Raw genomic sequence first — 17261 nt, forward strand, 5'->3', positions numbered from 1 at the left:
AAATAGCCTTTTTGAAAAAATAAATAACAAAGATTTTTAGGCATAAAAAAAGGTCGTTCTTTAAAAAAAAAACGACCTTTTATTCAGTTTTCAAATGTATTTATGACACGACAGGAAAGTAAACTGTAAACCTAGCTCCTTCATTTACAATTGCATTTGCGATAATAAAGCCGCGATGATTTTCAACAATTTTTTTACAAATGGCTAAGCCAATACCAGTTCCTGAATATTCATTTTTATTATGCAATCTATTGAAGAGAATAAAAATTTTAGTTGCATATTCTTGATCAAAACCTATACCGTTGTCTTGAATTACTATTTTATAATACAAATCAGAACCTATAATAGTATCAGGAATATTTTCTTCATTCTCAGCAGTGCAAGTAGTAGTGGTAATTTTTATTTCAACTGCACTATTTTCTTTGCTATATTTCAGAGAATTGCTAATGAGATTGGTGAATAATTGTTGTATTTGAAAAGGTATTGCATCAAATGTAGGCAATACATCACTTGTTATAAGCGCTTTTTTATCCTCTATAGTTGGTGCTAATTCTTGTAAAACATGAGAAAGCACTGTATTTAAATCTGTTTTTTCAAATATTTTTTCACCCTTATTGGTTCTAGAAAACTGTAATAAATCATCTATAAGCACACGCATTCTTTTTGCAGACGATTGTATACTAGATACATATTGCTGTCCAGATTGGGATAAATTAGAATAATCTTTGCTCACTAATCGAGATAAAAAAGTTTCTATTTTTCTTAACGGTTCTTGTAAATCATGACTTGCAATATAATTAAAAGCCATAAGTTCTTTATTGCTGCTTTCTAAGTCTCTATTCCGAAGCTCTATCATTTGTTTGGCTTCTACTTCGGCAGTAACATCACTGGTTGTACCGATGTATGTACGCTCACCCGATGATACGGTAACAACTCTACCTAATGCTCTAAAATATCTAATTTCACCATCTTTACGAATAATTCTATAGGTAAATGGAGGTAGATTTATATCAGAATGAACGTTGATGGAATTTTCTTTAACATGTTTTAAATCATCAGGATGTACAAATTGATAAAAAGACTCACTACTTGCTGTAAATGATTGCGGTTCACAACCTAATAAACGGTATTCATTGTCAGAAAAAGTAAAAGTTTGTTTGTCAAGATTGTATTGCCAGCTACCAAACCCCCCTACAATTTCAGCTAAATTACTAGCTTCATTAGCAACGGTTAAGGTATTGATAGTTTTTTTTAACAAAACTAAATCTCTATTCATTTTTATAAAAGCTATTGTAATGAGTAATAGTGTTACAATAAGCGTTAAATAAATTAACAATGGCGTATAATTCATGGTCGAAATATACTCTTGCTGTCTGTAGTTTAATAAAATTTTTTCAGTGATCATCATTTCTTCTATCTGAGAGCGAATAGAATCCATAGTTTTTCTACCAATGACTAAATTTTTGGCAAATTCATTTTTGTCATAATTTTTATCTTCTGTCAAATAAATTGTTTTGGATAAATAATTCTGCCTTTTGTTGATGTAGAAAAGTAGTTTCTTTAAGTTGGCTTGTTGGGCTCTACTATTTTCAGTGAGTTTAGAAACTTTATTGAAGGATTTCTTGACAGCGTTTTTAGATTCTAAATAGGGCTTTAGAAAAGTTTCATCTTTAGTCAATAAATACCCTCTTTGTCCTGTTTCAGCATCTTTTACAAATGAAATTAAGCGTTCCAGTTCGGTATTAACATCGTGGCTTTTACTCACAAAGTCAGACGATTTTTTTAAAACCGTTATGTGTTTAAAAGTAACTCCACCGATAAAAAATATTATTGCAATTGAAATAATAAAAATTATTTTGAGAAAAAGAGGTGATTTATGTAATTGAATATACCTCATATTACATTCTCATTAAAAAATTATCTTTATTTAAACCTGAGGTATGATACTGCCAGTTAAGAGTGACAACCTCCGAAAGGATTTTTTTTAGTCTCTCAAAATCATTTGGTTTTTTAATATAAATGTTAGCGCCATTGATAAAGGTAAGCTCAATATCCTCCTCAGATGATGAAGTAGAATAAATAGCAACAGCTATATCACTGAATTTTTCATCCTTTTTTATTTCGAGTAAACACTCTTGGCCATTTTTTTTGGGCATGTTTAAATCCAGAAACAAAACATTGGGTAAAATAGAATCGGGATGGTGTAAAAAATCCATTAACTCTACACCGTCATTAAAGGTGCTCACTTTAGTGTTTATTTTTAATTCATCGAAAGCATCAGTAAAAAACAATCTATCGTCTTCATCGTCATCCGCAAGGCAAATATTTATAAAATCTGTGTTCATATTTATACTTTTTTAATTGTTTTTTTGGGCTACTTCTCTTCTTTTTTGAATGATTTTTTGAAATGCCGATGGTGTCATTCCTGTTGTATTTTTGAATTGTGTGCTTAAATGTGCTACACTGGAATAATTTAATTGAATCGAAATTTCAGTTAAGTTAAGGGAGGTTTTTAACATGAGGTTCTTTGCTAATTCTATTTTTTGAATAATAATAAAATTCTCAATAGAGGTGTAGGTTACTTCTGAAAAAACATTCGATAAATACGTATAATTCAAATTTAATCTTTCAGCAATATATACCGAGCTTTTTATATTCAAAGCCTTATCCGTATGAACCATCTCAATAATAGCATCTTTTATTTTTTGTACCAGAACACTTTTTTGATTTTCAACAATATCAATACCATATTCATTAAAAATGGCGGTAAGCTCTTCCATTTTTGCCAATGGTACTTTTTCTAAAAAATTAAATTCTCCAAAGCCTATGATATTGAACTTGTAACCCAAATCAGTTAGTTTTTCTTGGATGATTTTTTTTGTTAATTGTGCGTAATCAAACTTCAAATGTATCTTCATAAACTGTCAATTTAAAGTAAAGATATAAAAAGGAACATTTGTTTTTTTAATACACGGTTTTCAAGATGTTTTTTTAGGTTTTTTTTTAAATCAAAAAATATTTAGTAGTAACGTTTTTTCTTAGCTAATGGTATGGTTTTTAAAATATTGGAATGGGTGGTAACGACATTTTTATTATTTTAAGTCCATTCTTTTAGATTGAACAATCGTTAATTTTATTTTTTATTTTGTAGGAAATTAATTTATTTCACACAAAGAAATGAAGCTATTATATGTTTTTTTCAAAATTAAATTTACTCTTATATCTCGCAAAACATCTCGCTGTAAAAGAGAAAATTGAGTTTTGTTAAGGCTTATTACTTTTGACTTTCCTTTCCATGGTTAATTTATAGATTCATCAGTTAAAGATTAAAATTTAATTTTTATTCTACGGTATAACATTAATTGAAATAGATGTTTGTAATTTTGCCACACAACTACTATAATATGACAACACAGCAATTAATCGATCAAATTAAAATTAAAAAATCATTCCTTTGCGTAGGGCTTGATGTAGATTTAGATAAAATTCCAAAACATTTACTCGATCTTGAAGATCCTATTTTTGAGTTCAACAAAGCTGTTATTAATGCAACACACGATTTAGTTGTATCTTACAAGCCAAACACAGCTTTTTATGAGGCTTATGGTTTAAAGGGTTGGACTTCATTACAAAAAACGATTGAATACATCAATGAAAATTATCCCGATGTTTTTACAATTGCCGATGCAAAACGCGGCGACATAGGAAACACCTCTTCTATGTATGCTAAGGCCTTCTTTGAAGACTTAAAATTTGATAGTGTAACCGTTGCTCCTTATATGGGGAAAGATTCTGTTGAGCCTTTTCTAGCTTTTGAGAATAAGCATACTATAATGCTAGCACTTACGTCAAATGAGGGTGCGTTTGATTTTCAAACGCTACAAACAAACCAGCAAGAATTGTACAAGCAGGTACTTGAAACTTCAAAAACTTGGAAAAATAGTTCTAATTTAATGTATGTGGTAGGCGCTACTAAAGCTGAATACTTTACTGAAGTTAGAAAGATTGTGCCGGATAGTTTTTTACTCGTTCCTGGAGTTGGTGCGCAGGGCGGAAGCTTATCAGAGGTTTGTAAATACGGAATGAATGACTCTATAGGTCTACTCATTAATTCTTCTCGAGGGATTATTTATGCATCAAACGGAACTGATTTTGCCCAAAAAGCACGTGAAGAAGCTTTAAAAATACAACAAGAGATGAATGCAATTCTTGATCTAAAGTAGTTAAAGATTGCGTTTGTTGGCCTTTATCTCATTTCATTTACAGAAACCATTCATGAAAACATACATTGACCAGCTTGGTCGTTCCCATACGTTTGAGTCATCTCCAAAACGCATTGTTTCACTAGTTCCATCTCAAACAGAACTGCTGTATGATTTAGGTCTTGAGGAGAAAATAGTCGGTATTACTAAGTTTTGCGTGCATCCCTATCATTTCAAATCGACTAAGAAATCAGTAGGAGGCACTAAAAAAGTGCATTATGAAAAAATCCGATTGCTGCAACCGGATATTATCATTTCCAATAAAGAGGAAAACACTCAAGAAATGGTAGCCGAATTGCAAAAAATTGCTCCCGTTTGGGTGACAGATATTTGTACCATTGAAGACAATATCCAAATGATTAAAGATTTTGGACAGCTGTTTAACTGCCGTACCGAATCTCAAAAATGGATCGACAAATTGACTTTTGCATGGAGCGATTTTAAAAAATTCATAGCCGATAAACCCGTTTTAAGAGTGGCCTATTTTATTTGGAAAAACCCTTATATGGTAGCAGGTTCTGGAACTTTTATTGATGAATTATTACAATTGAATCACTTTGAAAATATATACGCAAACAAAGAGCGATACCCCGAAGTGGATATTACAAAAATTCGTTCTGAGGGTGATCCCCAACTTGTTTTTCTGTCCTCGGAACCGTTTCCTTTTACAGAGGAGCATGCTTTTGAAATAGGAATTCACACGCACCACGGCAAAACAATTTTTGTTGATGGCGAAATGTTTTCCTGGCATGGAAGCAGATTAGTCAAAGCTTTTGATTATTTCAAAAAAATCCATAATTCAATAGCAACAGTATAGGCATTAGGTTTATTTTGATTTTACAAACCTATATTAATCAGGTTAGCATCAAACAGTGTTGAAATTTTAAATTAAAGTTCTATTTTTACAAAAAAAAATACGTGATCAATTACACCATTTACGAGAATAAAAATACCGATCAGTGGGTTACTTTTGTCCACGGAGCAGGCGGAAGCTCGTCTATTTGGTTCAAACAAATTCGAGATTTCAAAAAGCAATACAATGTTTTGCTACTCGATTTACGAGGTCATGGTGAATCAAAAACGACTCTAAAAACCGCTTTCAAACAAAAATATACTTTTTCGGCTTTGGCCAATGATATTCTCGAAGTCTTAGATCATTTACACATTAAAAAATCCCATTTTGTAGGCATTTCATTAGGAACAATTTTAATCAGGCAATTGGCAGAAATGTATCCAGAACGGGTCCAAAGCATGATTTTGGGTGGTGCCATTCTCAAAATGAATTTTCGCTCGCAAGTGTTAATGCGCTTGGGAAATATGTTTAAATACGTGTTGCCTTATTTGGTTTTATACAAGTTCTTTGCATTTGTAATCATGCCAAAGAAAAGCCACAAACAATCTCGATTGCTGTTTATCAACGAAGCTAAAAAGTTATACCAAAAAGAATTCATTAAATGGTTCAAGCTTACAGCCGAAATCAATCCGGTTCTTAAATGGTTCCGTCAAGTTGAATTGAATATCCCCACTTTATATGTAATGGGGGAGGAAGATTATATGTTTTTACCATCAGTTCGTAAAGTGGTCGAGAGTCATTACAAATCTTCAAAACTTTTTGTGGTTGAAAATTCAGGGCATGTTGTCAACGTGGAGCAACCTAATATTTTTAATGAGGCTGTTCTTTCTTTCCTAAAAAATAAAAGGTAAAAAAAATGCCCGTACTAGAGTACGAGCAATTCTTTAACTAACCAAAACCAAAATAATAAATAACCAGTTTATTACTCTACAAAGGTCGTGAAGAACTCAAGATATCGTTGTTAAGATTTTGTTATTACTTTGTTGGACTTTAGTTAAGATTTTGGTAATCCAAAAGTATGATTTTTTAAAATGCAAAAATTTGAAAATCAGTATTTTATTACTTTTTTTACAGAAACACAATCGTCTTATTATTATACACCATTGTTTTGCGTTCCGCGTGTAATTTGATGGCCCTTGCCAACACTGTTCGTTCTAGGTCGCGCCCTTTCATGATAAAATCATCAATAGAATGACTGTGAGAAACTCGTGCTATGTCTTGTTCAATAATAGGGCCTTCGTCTAATTCTTCGGTTACATAATGACTTGTAGCACCAATGATTTTTACACCTCGTTTAAAAGCGGAGTGATACGGTTTAGCACCCGGAAAAGCGGGTAAAAAAGAATGATGAATGTTGATGATCCGATTTTTAAATTGTGCAATAAGATTTGGAGTAATAATTTGCATGTAGCGGGCCAAAACAATAAAATCAATTTGGTATTGAACGAGTAATTCTAATTGTTGTTTTTCGCCTATATCTTTTATATCTTTCGTAAAAGGAACATGATAAAAAGGAATTCCAAATTGATGCGCTACTGCTTCTAAATCTTGGTGATTGCTAATAATTATTGCAATTTCAAGAGGCAATTCGCCCACTCGATAACGCCCAAGAATATCATATAAGCAATGGTCGTATTTGGACACAAACAAAGCCATTTTAGGTTTGTCAGTCTGCAGGTGCATTTCCCATGACATTTGGAACGGTGTAGCGATAACAGTTTGAAAATCGGCTTTTATAGCTTCTAGATTCCAATTTTCAGCTTTAAATTCACATTCAAGACGCATGAAAAAAACATCTTCATCAGCATCTACATGCTGGTCTAAATAAACGATATTTCCATCAATGGCGGCAATATAATTAGTTACAGAGGCAATAATTGCTTTTTGATCTGGGCAGTGAATTAGTATTGTAATTTTTTGCATGCGTTTTCTTTTTAGGCCTTTGAAAAGTAGAGGGCTACTAACTCAAAACTAATGGTATTTGCTGGTATAAAAAAATAGGATTTGGCTGTTTCTGTGATATAAAACAGCCATTTTTTTATTTCTTATCCTGCATAGCAAAAACTTTTTGTAGTAACACAGAGGTTCTGGAACTCAAATTAGTTCTGATATTCTTTTCCTCTACGGCAACCATTTTAAAAACACCCGTCAGCGCTTGCTTAGTCACATAATCCGTCAAGTCAGGATTTACTTTATTCACCAGCGGAATGCTGTTGTATTTGGTAATAATGTTGGCCCACACTTTATCCGCGCCTACTTTTGTAAATGAGTTTTTAATTACAGGATTAAATTTTCCGTACAAAGCCGTTGAAGTACTGTTTTGCAAATACGATGTTGCCGCATTTTGATTGCCTAACAAAATAGTTTTGGCATCCGTAATAGTCATATTTCTCACGGCGTCTACAAATATGGGTGTGGCCTCTTTTACAGCATCTTCAGCAGCACGGTTCAATACTTTTAACCCTTCGTCGGCAAGGGAACTGAGTCCTATTTTGCGCAAACCAGTATCTACTTTTCGCAATTCCTCTGGCAATAAAATTTTAACAGCCTCATTGCGATAAAAACCATCAGTAGCCGTTAGTTTTGTAACTTGTTTCGAAATTCCGTTGTTTAAAGCTTCCTTTAAACCGCCAGCAATATCAATGCCTCCAATGCCTTGCGTTTGCGGAAATTGATTCATTACTTGTTGCATTTCGGCACAACCAGAAAGGGAAATCGCCGCGATCAGTACTACAATCTTCTTCATCTTAAATAGGGTATTCGTTAGTGCGCCATTTGGCATTTGTAAAAATACGACTTATTCAAAAATAAAGCCAAACTTTTCATTATTAGCACCCATTTTGTGCATTCATGAAAATTTGTCCCGCTTTTCGCTGTATCCTCGCTCTAAAAAAAGCGAGGGATGCCGCTGCAATCGGGGCTAGATTAGAAAATTCTTCTATAAATGTGAATAACATCGGTTAACTTCAAATAGCTTTTTTAAAATAAAATTGTAAATTGCAGGCTTAAATTATCATATTCATAAAATGGAACAACAAATACCATATATCCCTAACAATAAAGTAAGAATTGTAACAGCAGCAGCCCTTTTTGACGGTCATGATGCAGCAATCAACATCATGCGTAGGATTATTCAATCTACAGGTGTTGAGGTAATTCACCTAGGTCACGACCGTAGTGTAGAAGAAGTTGTAAATACAGCAATTCAAGAAGATGCTAATGCTATTGCCATCACTTCTTATCAAGGTGGTCATAACGAGTATTTCAAATACATGTACGATTTGCTTCAAGAAAAAGGAGCGGGTCAAATAAAAATTTTTGGTGGTGGAGGCGGAGTGATTTTGCCTACTGAAATTGCTGAACTGCAAGCTTACGGGATTACCCGCATTTACGCTCCAGATGATGGACGCGCGATGGGATTACAAGGAATGATTAACGACTTGGTTCAACAATCTGATTTTCCTACTGGAGATAAATTGACTAATGAAGTGGAGCAATTAGAGGCGAAAAATCCAACAGCTCTAGCCAGAATCATATCTGCAGCAGAGAATTTCCCTGATGTTGCAGCTAAAACATTGGAACTGATCCAAAAAAAGAATGAAAATTGTAAAACACCAGTACTGGGAATTACGGGTACAGGTGGTGCTGGAAAATCGTCGTTAGTTGATGAATTAGTACGTCGTTTCTTGATTGATTTTCCTGAAAAAACAATCGGATTAATCTCTGTAGATCCATCTAAAAGAAAAACGGGTGGAGCACTTCTGGGTGATAGAATCCGTATGAATGCCATCAATAATCCACGCGTGTATATGCGTTCATTGGCTACACGTCAGTCCAATTTAGCTTTGTCAAAATATGTAGCTGATGCTATTCAAGTCATCAAAGCTGCAAACTATGATATTATTATATTAGAAACTTCAGGAATCGGTCAGTCTGATACTGAGATTATGGACCACTCTGATGTTTCTTTGTACGTTATGACTCCAGAGTTTGGTGCGGCAACCCAATTGGAAAAAATTGACATGCTTGATTTTGCTGATTTGGTAGCGATAAATAAATTTGACAAACGCGGTTCTCTAGATGCATTGCGTGATGTAAAAAAACAATACCAGCGCAACCATAACCTGTGGGATGCTGATTTGGATACACTACCTGTTTTCGGGACAATTGCTTCGCAGTTTAATGATCCTGGAATGAATACGCTTTACAAAGCGATTATGGATAAAGTCCATGAAAAAACAAATTCTGATTTGCAATCTACGTTTCAAATTACGCGTGAAATGAGCGAAAAAATCTTTGTGATTCCTCCGCACAGAACCCGTTATTTGTCTGAAATTGCAGAGAGTAACCGCAAATATGATGTGACTGCCTTAAGCCAAGAACAAGTTGCTCAAAAATTATATGGTATTTACAAAACCATTGAAACGGTTGCTAATAAAACACCGGAGCTGAACAAAGCAGGAATTAATGATGATTCTGTTCTACCAACTGCTATAGAACTTGAAAAAGCGGGTGCTGCCGAAAATAAAATATTCTTAAATCTTTTACTAAATCAGTTTGAAAAAGTAAAAATGGATTTAGATCCCTACAACTGGGAGATTGTTTTAACTTGGGATGAAAAAGTAAACAAGTATAAAAATCCGGTTTATACGTTTAAAGTACGTGATCGCGAAATTAAAATGGCCACCCATACCGAGTCATTATCGCATTCACAAATTCCGAAAATTGCTTTGCCAAAGTACAAAGCTTGGGGCGATATTTTACGCTGGTGTCTACAGGAAAATGTTCCAGGAGAATTTCCTTTTACTGCAGGTTTATATCCTTTTAAGCGTGAAGGAGAAGATCCTTCAAGAATGTTTGCTGGTGAAGGTGGGCCAGAAAGAACCAACAAACGTTTTCATTATGTAAGTGCTGGATTGCCAGCAAAAAGGCTTTCTACGGCCTTTGATAGTGTGACTTTGTATGGTAATGATCCGCATGTGCGTCCAGATATTTATGGAAAAATTGGTAATGCCGGAGTTTCTATTTGTTGTCTAGATGATGCTAAAAAGTTGTATTCAGGTTTTGATTTAGTTCATGCAATGACTTCGGTTAGTATGACGATCAACGGACCAGCTCCGATGCTGCTTGGGTTTTTTATGAATGCTGCAATCGATCAGCAGTGCGAAATTTACATCAAAGAAAATAACCTTGAAGCTGAAGTTGCTGCTCAAATCAAAGCTATTTACAAGCAAAAAGGGGTAGAAAGACCACAATACCAAGGTGATTTACCTGCAGGAAATAATGGTTTAGGGTTACTTCTTTTGGGAGTTACAGGAGATCAGGTTTTGCCTATGGAAATTTACAATGATATTAAAGCAAGAACCTTATCACAAGTGCGTGGAACAGTGCAGGCTGATATTTTAAAAGAAGATCAAGCTCAAAATACCTGTATTTTTTCTACTGAATTCGCACTAAGGTTAATGGGTGACGTTCAGGAATACTTTATTACTAAAAACGTTAGAAACTTTTATTCGGTTTCTATTTCGGGATATCACATTGCTGAGGCTGGTGCAAACCCAATTACACAATTGGCTTTTACCCTTTCTAATGGATTCACTTATGTGGAATATTATTTGAGCCGTGGCATGAACATCAATGATTTTGGACCTAATTTATCGTTCTTCTTTTCGAATGGAGTAGATCCAGAATACGCTGTAATAGGTAGAGTAGCGCGTAGAATTTGGGCGAAAGCCATGAAAATAAAATATGGCGCCAATGAAAGAGCGCAAATGTTGAAATACCACATTCAAACTTCTGGACGTTCGTTGCATGCACAAGAAATTGATTTCAACGATATTCGTACCACATTACAAGCTTTATACGCTATTTATGACAACTGTAACTCATTGCATACCAATGCGTATGACGAAGCTATTACGACACCTACGGAAGAAAGTGTGCGTCGTGCCATGGCGATTCAGTTGATTATCAATAAGGAATTAGGTCTAGCCAAAAATGAAAACCCAATTCAAGGAGCTTTTATCATCGAAGAATTAACAGATCTTGTTGAAGCTGCGGTATTACTAGAATTTGATAGAATTACCGAGCGTGGAGGAGTTTTAGGTGCTATGGAAACAATGTATCAGCGTAGTAAAATTCAAGAAGAAAGTTTGTATTATGAAACCTTAAAACATACCGGTGAATTCCCAATTGTGGGTGTGAACACCTTCTTGAGTTCTAAAGGATCGCCAACCGTAATTCCAGCTGAAGTAATTCGTGCTACCGAAGAAGAGAAACAATACCAGATTGATATGTTGAATAATCTTCACCAATCTAATCAAGATAAGGTGAATGCACAACTGAATAGCATTCAAGAAGCGGCTATTAAAAATGAAAATCTATTTGAACACTTGATGGAAGCAACAAAGGTTTGTTCATTAGGACAAATTACGGCGGCCTTGTTTGAAGTAGGAGGTCAGTACAGACGCAATATGTAAGTTTTAATTTTTATTATAATGAAAAAGACCTTTCTACGGAAAGGTCTTTTTTTATGGTGTTAACTCATTATAGTGGATTTCACTTGTGATCTAAGTATTTTTTTAAATTTTATGTCACTAATCGCACAGTAAAATAATTTATAAATTGCTGTTTTTTAGGGTTTTGTATTATGTTGTTTTAAATTCATTTAAAGCTATGTCATTTGTAAAATAAAGTTTGGCACAGTTCATGAATAGAATTTAAAATAACAACTAAAATTTATATAACCATGAAAAATATTACTCTATTTTTAGCATTCATCGGGATGATGACACTACAAAGTTGCGAAGTTACAGAAGTGTACGAAGATGGTCCAAGAACAGAAGTTTTTGAAGTCACGACTTCTTTTGGTCCAGGTAATGGATATAGTAAAATAGTAGATTTTGATCCGCCAATAGGATCATTTGATTCTGTATTAGTGTACCATTTGTTTGATGTAGTTAATGGTCAAGATATCTGGAGATTGATGCCACAGACTTATTATCTTGACAATGGTAGAGAGCTGGATTATAATTTTGATTATACCAGATTTAATGTCAATTTGTTTTTAACTGCTAATTTTAGTTTGAATACCTTATCACCTGATTGGACTCAAAACCAAACGTTTAAAATAGTTATTGTTCCAGATGGTTTTGCAAAAACAGTCAATAAGAATGATATAAATGCAGTGATGTCAGCTTTAAAAGTTCAACAAAGCGATGTTAAAAAGATCACTTTGTAATTTAAATTATATTCATAAAAAAAAGGAAATCGTGAGATTTCCTTTTTTTGTGGTATAAAATGAATGCTTTACTCTTCAGAATTTTTACTTTTAAATAATGAAACTCCAATACCAAGTAGAAGCGCAACTGCAATAAAAGCAAGTGAAGCCCATTCTGGTAATTTAATAAAGTCGTGCAGTAACATTTTGAGTCCTACAAAGCTTAAAATAGCAATAAGACTGTATTCTAGATAGCTGAATTTTGCAAGCATATTTGCTAAAAAAAAATACATAGATCGCAATCCAAGTATGGCAAAAATATTAGAACTAAAAACAAGAAAAGGATCGTTTGTAATAGCAAGAATTGCGGGTACGCTATCAATTGCAAAAACTACATCCATAACTTCAATTACAATAAGCGATACAAATAATGGGGTTGCAGCTGTAATATGTCTTCTTTTTACAAAAAAATGTTCTTTGTCTATGTGATTAGAAATTGGAATGACTTTTTTTAATGCCTTGTAAACAAAAGATTTTTTAGGTTGAAATTGTTCATCCTCTCCACTAAAAAGCATTTTTGCAGCGGTATAAATAAGAAACAAACCAAAGATGTAAGTCATCCAAGTGAACTTATTGATAAGCATAACACCAAAGAAAATCATTAAACCTCTAAAAATAATAGCACCTAATATACCCCAAAACAAAACGCGGTGCTGGTATTTTTGTGGAATTTTAAAAGCAGCAAAAATTATGGCTATCACAAATATATTGTCAATACTTAGGGAGAGTTCAATTAAATACCCTGTAATAAATTTCATGGCAGCAGCACTAGGTTTAAGTGCATCTGGGTTAGCAATGTAATTTGTGGAGTACAACCAGTACACTACTCCAGAAAACAAAAACGATAATGTAACCCATATTGCGGTCCATTTCCCAGCTTCTTTTGAGCTAATGATATGTGGGTTTTTATTAAATACTCCCAAGTCTAATGCTAGAAAAATTAGAACTGCTACTAAGAAAGAGATCCAAACAATCATAAAAGTTATTTTAAAATGTAGCGCAAAGATACTTCGAGAATCTTGAAACAAGAAGATTATTGAAAATAAAGTTGAGGGCAGTAACTCTTTGAAATTGGTGTAAAAAAAATGCCTTCGTTATGGAAGGCATTTTGATTCAAAAAAATATAGTATTCAAAATTACAAAGCAGAGTTTACTGTTTTGATAATTCTAGCTGCAATTTTGTATGGATCACCGTTTGAAGCTGGTCTACGATCTTCAAGCCATCCTTTCCATCCTTTTTGAACAGTCATTAAAGGAATACGTATTGAGCAACCTCTGTCTGAAACTCCATAAGAGAAATCATGAATTGAAGCTGTTTCGTGCTTACCTGTTAAACGCAAGTCGTTGTAAGCACCATATACTGCAATGTGTTCAGCCGTTACAGGTCTAAAAGCTTCACATATTTTTTCATAAATTTCTTGAGAACCACATGTTCTTAAAACTTCATTAGAAAAGTTAGCATGCATTCCAGATCCATTCCAATCTGTATCTCCTAGAGGTTTTGGGTGGTATTCAATATAGTAGCCGTATTTTTCAGTCAAACGATCCAATAAGTAACGTGCTACCCAAATTTCGTCTCCTGCTTTTTTTGCACCTTGAGCAAACAATTGAAATTCCCATTGGCCACAAGCAACTTCTTGATTGATTCCTTCAAAGTTGATTCCAGCTGCTATACAAAGGTCTGCATGTTCTTCAACAAGTGCTCTTCCATGTGTGTTTTTTCCACCTACTGAGCAATAGTACATTCCTTGTGGTGCTGGATAACCTCCAATTGGGAAACCCAAAGGCAATAAAGTTTTGGTATCCATAATAAAGTACTCTTGTTCAAAACCAAACCAAAAATCACCATCATCATCTATAGTTGCTCTTCCGTTTGAAGCATGAGGAGTACCATCTGCATTCATAACTTCGGTCATAACAAGATATCCATTAATACGAGTAGGATCAGGATAGATTGCTACTGGTACCAATAAACAATCAGACGAACCACCTTCAGCTTGTCTTGTAGAGGAACCGTCAAATGACCAGTTTCCTATTTCTGCAAGAGTTCCTTGAAAATTTTCGTGCTCTTCAACTTTAGTTTTACTTCTAAGGTTTTGTGTTGGTTCATATCCATCTAACCAAATGTACTCTAATTTAATTTTTGCCATGTCTTTATAGATTTACTTCGTAAAATTGCTGGCACAAAAGTAAAATATTTTTTTAAATACTGTAAAAATGGGGGTGTTTTTTATTTTAAATGGCATAATATTTTTCAAAACGGTATTTTTATAGGGGGTGAATTAAAAAATACGTATTTTTGCAGGGCTTAATTATGTAAATTCATAAAGTACTTCCTTTTATTTTTTATGCAATTATTGAGTATATTTGATTTTGATCTATTGGATTTAAACTAATTTTAAAAAAACGAAACATGCCAACATTACGTTTTCAAGCTTTGAGAGAAGCATCGACTAGAAAGCCCGTTCAATTTGATGAAACAGGTAGAAAATCAATAATTTTTGGTTCAAATGTCTTTAATGAAAAGGCAATGAAGCAATACCTAACTTCGGATGCTTTAAAAGGAATTCAAAGTGCGGTACAACACGGAACCAAAATTGACCGTAAATTAGCAGATTACATTGCGATGGGTATGAAAGAATGGGCACTTGCAAAAGGAGTAACCCATTATACACATTGGTTTCAGCCGCTTACAGGAACAACTGCTGAAAAACACGACGCTTTTTTTGAAACATCTCATGACGGGAGTGATCCTGTTGAAAAATTTGGTGGTGCACAATTAGTTCAACAAGAACCTGATGCTTCTAGTTTTCCAAATGGAGGAATCAGAAATACATTTGAAGCCAGAGGTTACACGGCTTGGGATCCTACATCACCAGCATTTATCTTTGGAACAACTCTTTGCATACCTACTGTATTTATTTCGTACACCGGCGAAGCTTTAGATTATAAAACACCACTTTTGCGTGCGCTTATGGTTATGGATGAAGCAGCAACAGAAGTTTGTAAATATTTTGATAAAAATGTGAAAAAAGTGACCGCCACTTTGGGTTGGGAACAAGAATACTTTTTGGTTGATAGTGCATTAGCTAATTCTCGTCCTGATTTAATCATGACTGGAAGAACACTTCTTGGACATACTTCCGCAAAAGGACAACAACTAGATGATCACTATTTTGGATCCATTCCTACACGTGCGCTTACCTATATGAGAGACTTGGAGCAAGAGTGTATGCTCCTTGGAATTCCAGTAAAAACACGTCATAATGAAGTTGCTCCTAATCAATTTGAATTGGCTCCCATTTTTGAAGAAACCAACTTAGCAGTTGATCACAATTGTTTGTTGATGGATGTGATGCAAAAAGTAGCCGAACGCCATGACTTAAAAGTATTGTTTCATGAAAAACCTTTTAAAGGAGTAAATGGATCTGGAAAGCACAATAACTGGTCTTTGGCAACAGATACTGGGGTTAACTTGTTGAGTCCAAGTAAAACTCCTATGAGTAATTTACAGTTTTTAACCTTTTTTATCAATACTATTAAAGCCGTTAATGATAACGAATCTTTACTAAGAGCTGCCATTGCATCGGCTAGTAATGATCATAGGCTTGGCGCCAATGAAGCTCCTCCAGCAATTATATCAGTATTTATTGGAGAGCAACTTACAAAAGTATTAGCAGAACTGGAAGGAGTAACAGCAGGAAAATTATCACCAGAGGAGAAAACAGATTTGAAATTGAACGTAGTAGGAAAAATTCCAGATGTACTTCTTGACAATACAGATCGAAATAGAACCTCGCCTTTTGCTTTTACAGGAAATAAATTTGAATTTAGAGCTGTAGGGTCAACAGCCAATTGTTCTAATGCAATGACAACATTAAACGCTATTGTTGCTAAACAATTGAGAGACTTTAAAGTTGAGGTTGATGCCTTAATTGACTTGAAAGACATGAAAAAAGATGATGCTATTTTTAATGTCTTGAGAGAATACATCAAGCAGTCTAAAAAAATTCTTTTTGAAGGAGATGGCTATAGCGAAGAATGGGAAGTTGAAGCAAAAAAACGCGGTTTAAGTAATTTTAAAACTACGCCTGAAGCTTTAAAAGCTAGAATTTCTAAGCAGTCTTTAGATTTATTCTCAGAGTTAAACATCATGAATCATGTAGAAGTGGAGGCACGATATGAAATTGAATTAGAGGAATACACTAAAAAAATACAAATAGAAGGTAGAGTTCTAGGAGATATATCTAAGAATCATGTTATACCAACTGCTATTAAGTACCAAAATACGTTGATTGCCAATGTTAAAGGGTTGAAAGATATTTTTGGAGCTGATTTTGAAACGATTGCAAAAGAACAAATTAATCTTATCAAAGAAATTTCGGGACATATTGAAGGGATAAATTCAAAAGTTGAAGAAATGACAGATGAAAGAAGAAAAGCAAATACTTTAACAAATGCTCAAGAAATGGCCGAAGCGTATTGTAATAAAGTAAAACCTTATTTTGAGATTATTAGAAACCACTGTGATAAACTAGAGTTACTAGTTGATAACGAAATTTGGACCTTGACTAAATATCGAGAATTGTTATTTACAAAGTAAATTAAAGTATCGTTTATAATATATTCTTAATTGCAAAGTAAGTACACATTATAAGAAAATGCCTCTCTGTTTTAGAGAGGCATTTTTTTATCCATTTCAGGCATAATCTGTGAGATTTTTTTTTTCGACCTAAATAATAAAAGGATACAATCAAAAAAGCATTAAATTTTGTTTATGAATAAATTACGATCAATATACTTTTAAATATGTCTGTTTCATTTTTTTTTAAAAATTTGAGACCTAATAATTTATTTTTTCAAAAAT

General features: G+C 33.8%; 13 protein-coding genes. 6 read left to right on the forward strand and 7 right to left on the reverse strand.

What is annotated here, in order from left to right; genetic code table 11:
- Nucleotides 1-100 precede the first annotated feature (100 nt).
- The 3 genes from DNC80_RS08360 to DNC80_RS08370 all read right to left on the reverse strand — a co-directional run bounded on the left by DNC80_RS08360 (nucleotide 101) and on the right by DNC80_RS08370 (nucleotide 2918).
- On the reverse strand, nucleotides 101-1765 hold the full coding sequence (locus DNC80_RS08360; RefSeq protein ID WP_182650779.1) for a CHASE3 domain-containing protein: 1665 nt from the start codon (nucleotides 1763-1765) through the stop codon (nucleotides 101-103).
- Nucleotides 1766-1898: 133 nt separating this feature from the next.
- Nucleotides 1899-2345: a response regulator gene (locus DNC80_RS08365; protein WP_182650781.1), complete on the reverse strand. Its 447-nt coding sequence runs from the start codon at nucleotides 2343-2345 to the stop codon at nucleotides 1899-1901.
- 12 nt (nucleotides 2346-2357) lie between these two features.
- Nucleotides 2358-2918, reverse strand: a complete 561-nt coding sequence (locus DNC80_RS08370; protein ID WP_182650783.1) for an AraC family transcriptional regulator — start codon at nucleotides 2916-2918, stop codon at nucleotides 2358-2360.
- 486 nt (nucleotides 2919-3404) lie between these two features.
- Between DNC80_RS08370 and pyrF the strand changes: the two genes are divergently transcribed.
- The 3 genes from pyrF to DNC80_RS08385 all read left to right on the forward strand — a co-directional run bounded on the left by pyrF (nucleotide 3405) and on the right by DNC80_RS08385 (nucleotide 5966).
- A complete protein-coding gene (gene pyrF / locus DNC80_RS08375) occupies nucleotides 3405-4223 on the forward strand; it encodes an orotidine-5'-phosphate decarboxylase (RefSeq protein ID WP_182650785.1) in 819 nt (272 codons plus the stop codon).
- A 52-nt stretch (nucleotides 4224-4275) separates the two neighbouring features.
- Nucleotides 4276-5079, forward strand: coding sequence for an ABC transporter substrate-binding protein (locus DNC80_RS08380; protein WP_182650788.1), 804 nt, complete (start codon nucleotides 4276-4278; stop codon nucleotides 5077-5079).
- A 101-nt stretch (nucleotides 5080-5180) separates the two neighbouring features.
- On the forward strand, nucleotides 5181-5966 hold the full coding sequence (locus DNC80_RS08385; RefSeq protein WP_086454709.1) for an alpha/beta fold hydrolase: 786 nt from the start codon (nucleotides 5181-5183) through the stop codon (nucleotides 5964-5966).
- A 217-nt stretch (nucleotides 5967-6183) separates the two neighbouring features.
- On the opposite strand, the gene purU is transcribed toward DNC80_RS08385, so the two are convergent.
- The gene (gene purU / locus DNC80_RS08390) at nucleotides 6184-7038 is read right to left on the reverse strand and encodes a formyltetrahydrofolate deformylase (RefSeq protein ID WP_182650789.1); all 855 of its coding nucleotides are present in this window, start codon (nucleotides 7036-7038) and stop codon (nucleotides 6184-6186) included.
- Nucleotides 7039-7153: 115 nt separating this feature from the next.
- A complete protein-coding gene (locus tag DNC80_RS08395; protein WP_144892876.1) occupies nucleotides 7154-7861 on the reverse strand; it encodes a DUF4197 domain-containing protein in 708 nt (235 codons plus the stop codon).
- Nucleotides 7862-8141: 280 nt separating this feature from the next.
- Here DNC80_RS08395 and DNC80_RS08400 point away from each other — a divergent pair, with 280 nt between their 5' ends.
- Complete coding sequence (locus tag DNC80_RS08400; RefSeq protein WP_182650791.1) at nucleotides 8142-11594, forward strand: methylmalonyl-CoA mutase family protein; 3453 nt, start codon at nucleotides 8142-8144, stop codon at nucleotides 11592-11594.
- A 269-nt stretch (nucleotides 11595-11863) separates the two neighbouring features.
- A complete protein-coding gene (locus DNC80_RS08405) occupies nucleotides 11864-12355 on the forward strand; it encodes a hypothetical protein (protein ID WP_182650793.1) in 492 nt (163 codons plus the stop codon).
- Nucleotides 12356-12423: 68 nt separating this feature from the next.
- On the opposite strand, the gene DNC80_RS08410 is transcribed toward DNC80_RS08405, so the two are convergent.
- Together DNC80_RS08410 and DNC80_RS08415 are read right to left on the reverse strand one after the other, a co-directional pair.
- Nucleotides 12424-13371 (reverse strand): TerC family protein, encoded by a 948-nt coding sequence (locus DNC80_RS08410; RefSeq protein ID WP_182650795.1) that lies wholly within the window; start codon nucleotides 13369-13371, stop codon nucleotides 12424-12426.
- A gap of 159 nt (nucleotides 13372-13530) precedes the next feature.
- Nucleotides 13531-14544 (reverse strand): glutamine synthetase beta-grasp domain-containing protein, encoded by a 1014-nt coding sequence (locus tag DNC80_RS08415; RefSeq protein ID WP_086455128.1) that lies wholly within the window; start codon nucleotides 14542-14544, stop codon nucleotides 13531-13533.
- A gap of 263 nt (nucleotides 14545-14807) precedes the next feature.
- Here DNC80_RS08415 and DNC80_RS08420 point away from each other — a divergent pair, with 263 nt between their 5' ends.
- Entirely contained in the window at nucleotides 14808-16997 is a 2190-nt protein-coding gene (locus DNC80_RS08420) for a glutamine synthetase III (RefSeq protein WP_182650797.1), read from the forward strand.
- The last annotated feature ends 264 nt before the right edge of the window (nucleotides 16998-17261 follow it).

The organism is Flavobacterium sp. SOK18b (genome assembly GCF_014156605.1).
Taxonomy (GTDB): domain Bacteria; phylum Bacteroidota; class Bacteroidia; order Flavobacteriales; family Flavobacteriaceae; genus Flavobacterium; species Flavobacterium tiangeerense.

Coding starts and splice junctions, on each gene's coding strand:
- DNC80_RS08395 (WP_144892876.1), bottom strand. CDS start 7,861: ATGAAGAAGATTGTAGTACTGATCGCGGCGATTTCCCTTTCTGGTTGT.
- DNC80_RS08415 (WP_086455128.1), bottom strand. CDS start 14,544: ATGGCAAAAATTAAATTAGAGTACATTTGGTTAGATGGATATGAACCA.
- DNC80_RS08405 (WP_182650793.1), top strand. CDS start 11,864: ATGAAAAATATTACTCTATTTTTAGCATTCATCGGGATGATGACACTA.
- DNC80_RS08380 (WP_182650788.1), top strand. CDS start 4,276: ATGAAAACATACATTGACCAGCTTGGTCGTTCCCATACGTTTGAGTCA.
- DNC80_RS08410 (WP_182650795.1), bottom strand. CDS start 13,371: ATGATTGTTTGGATCTCTTTCTTAGTAGCAGTTCTAATTTTTCTAGCA.
- DNC80_RS08365 (WP_182650781.1), bottom strand. CDS start 2,345: ATGAACACAGATTTTATAAATATTTGCCTTGCGGATGACGATGAAGAC.
- DNC80_RS08400 (WP_182650791.1), top strand. CDS start 8,142: ATGGAACAACAAATACCATATATCCCTAACAATAAAGTAAGAATTGTA.
- purU (WP_182650789.1), bottom strand. CDS start 7,038: ATGCAAAAAATTACAATACTAATTCACTGCCCAGATCAAAAAGCAATT.
- DNC80_RS08420 (WP_182650797.1), top strand. CDS start 14,808: ATGCCAACATTACGTTTTCAAGCTTTGAGAGAAGCATCGACTAGAAAG.
- pyrF (WP_182650785.1), top strand. CDS start 3,405: ATGACAACACAGCAATTAATCGATCAAATTAAAATTAAAAAATCATTC.
- DNC80_RS08370 (WP_182650783.1), bottom strand. CDS start 2,918: ATGAAGATACATTTGAAGTTTGATTACGCACAATTAACAAAAAAAATC.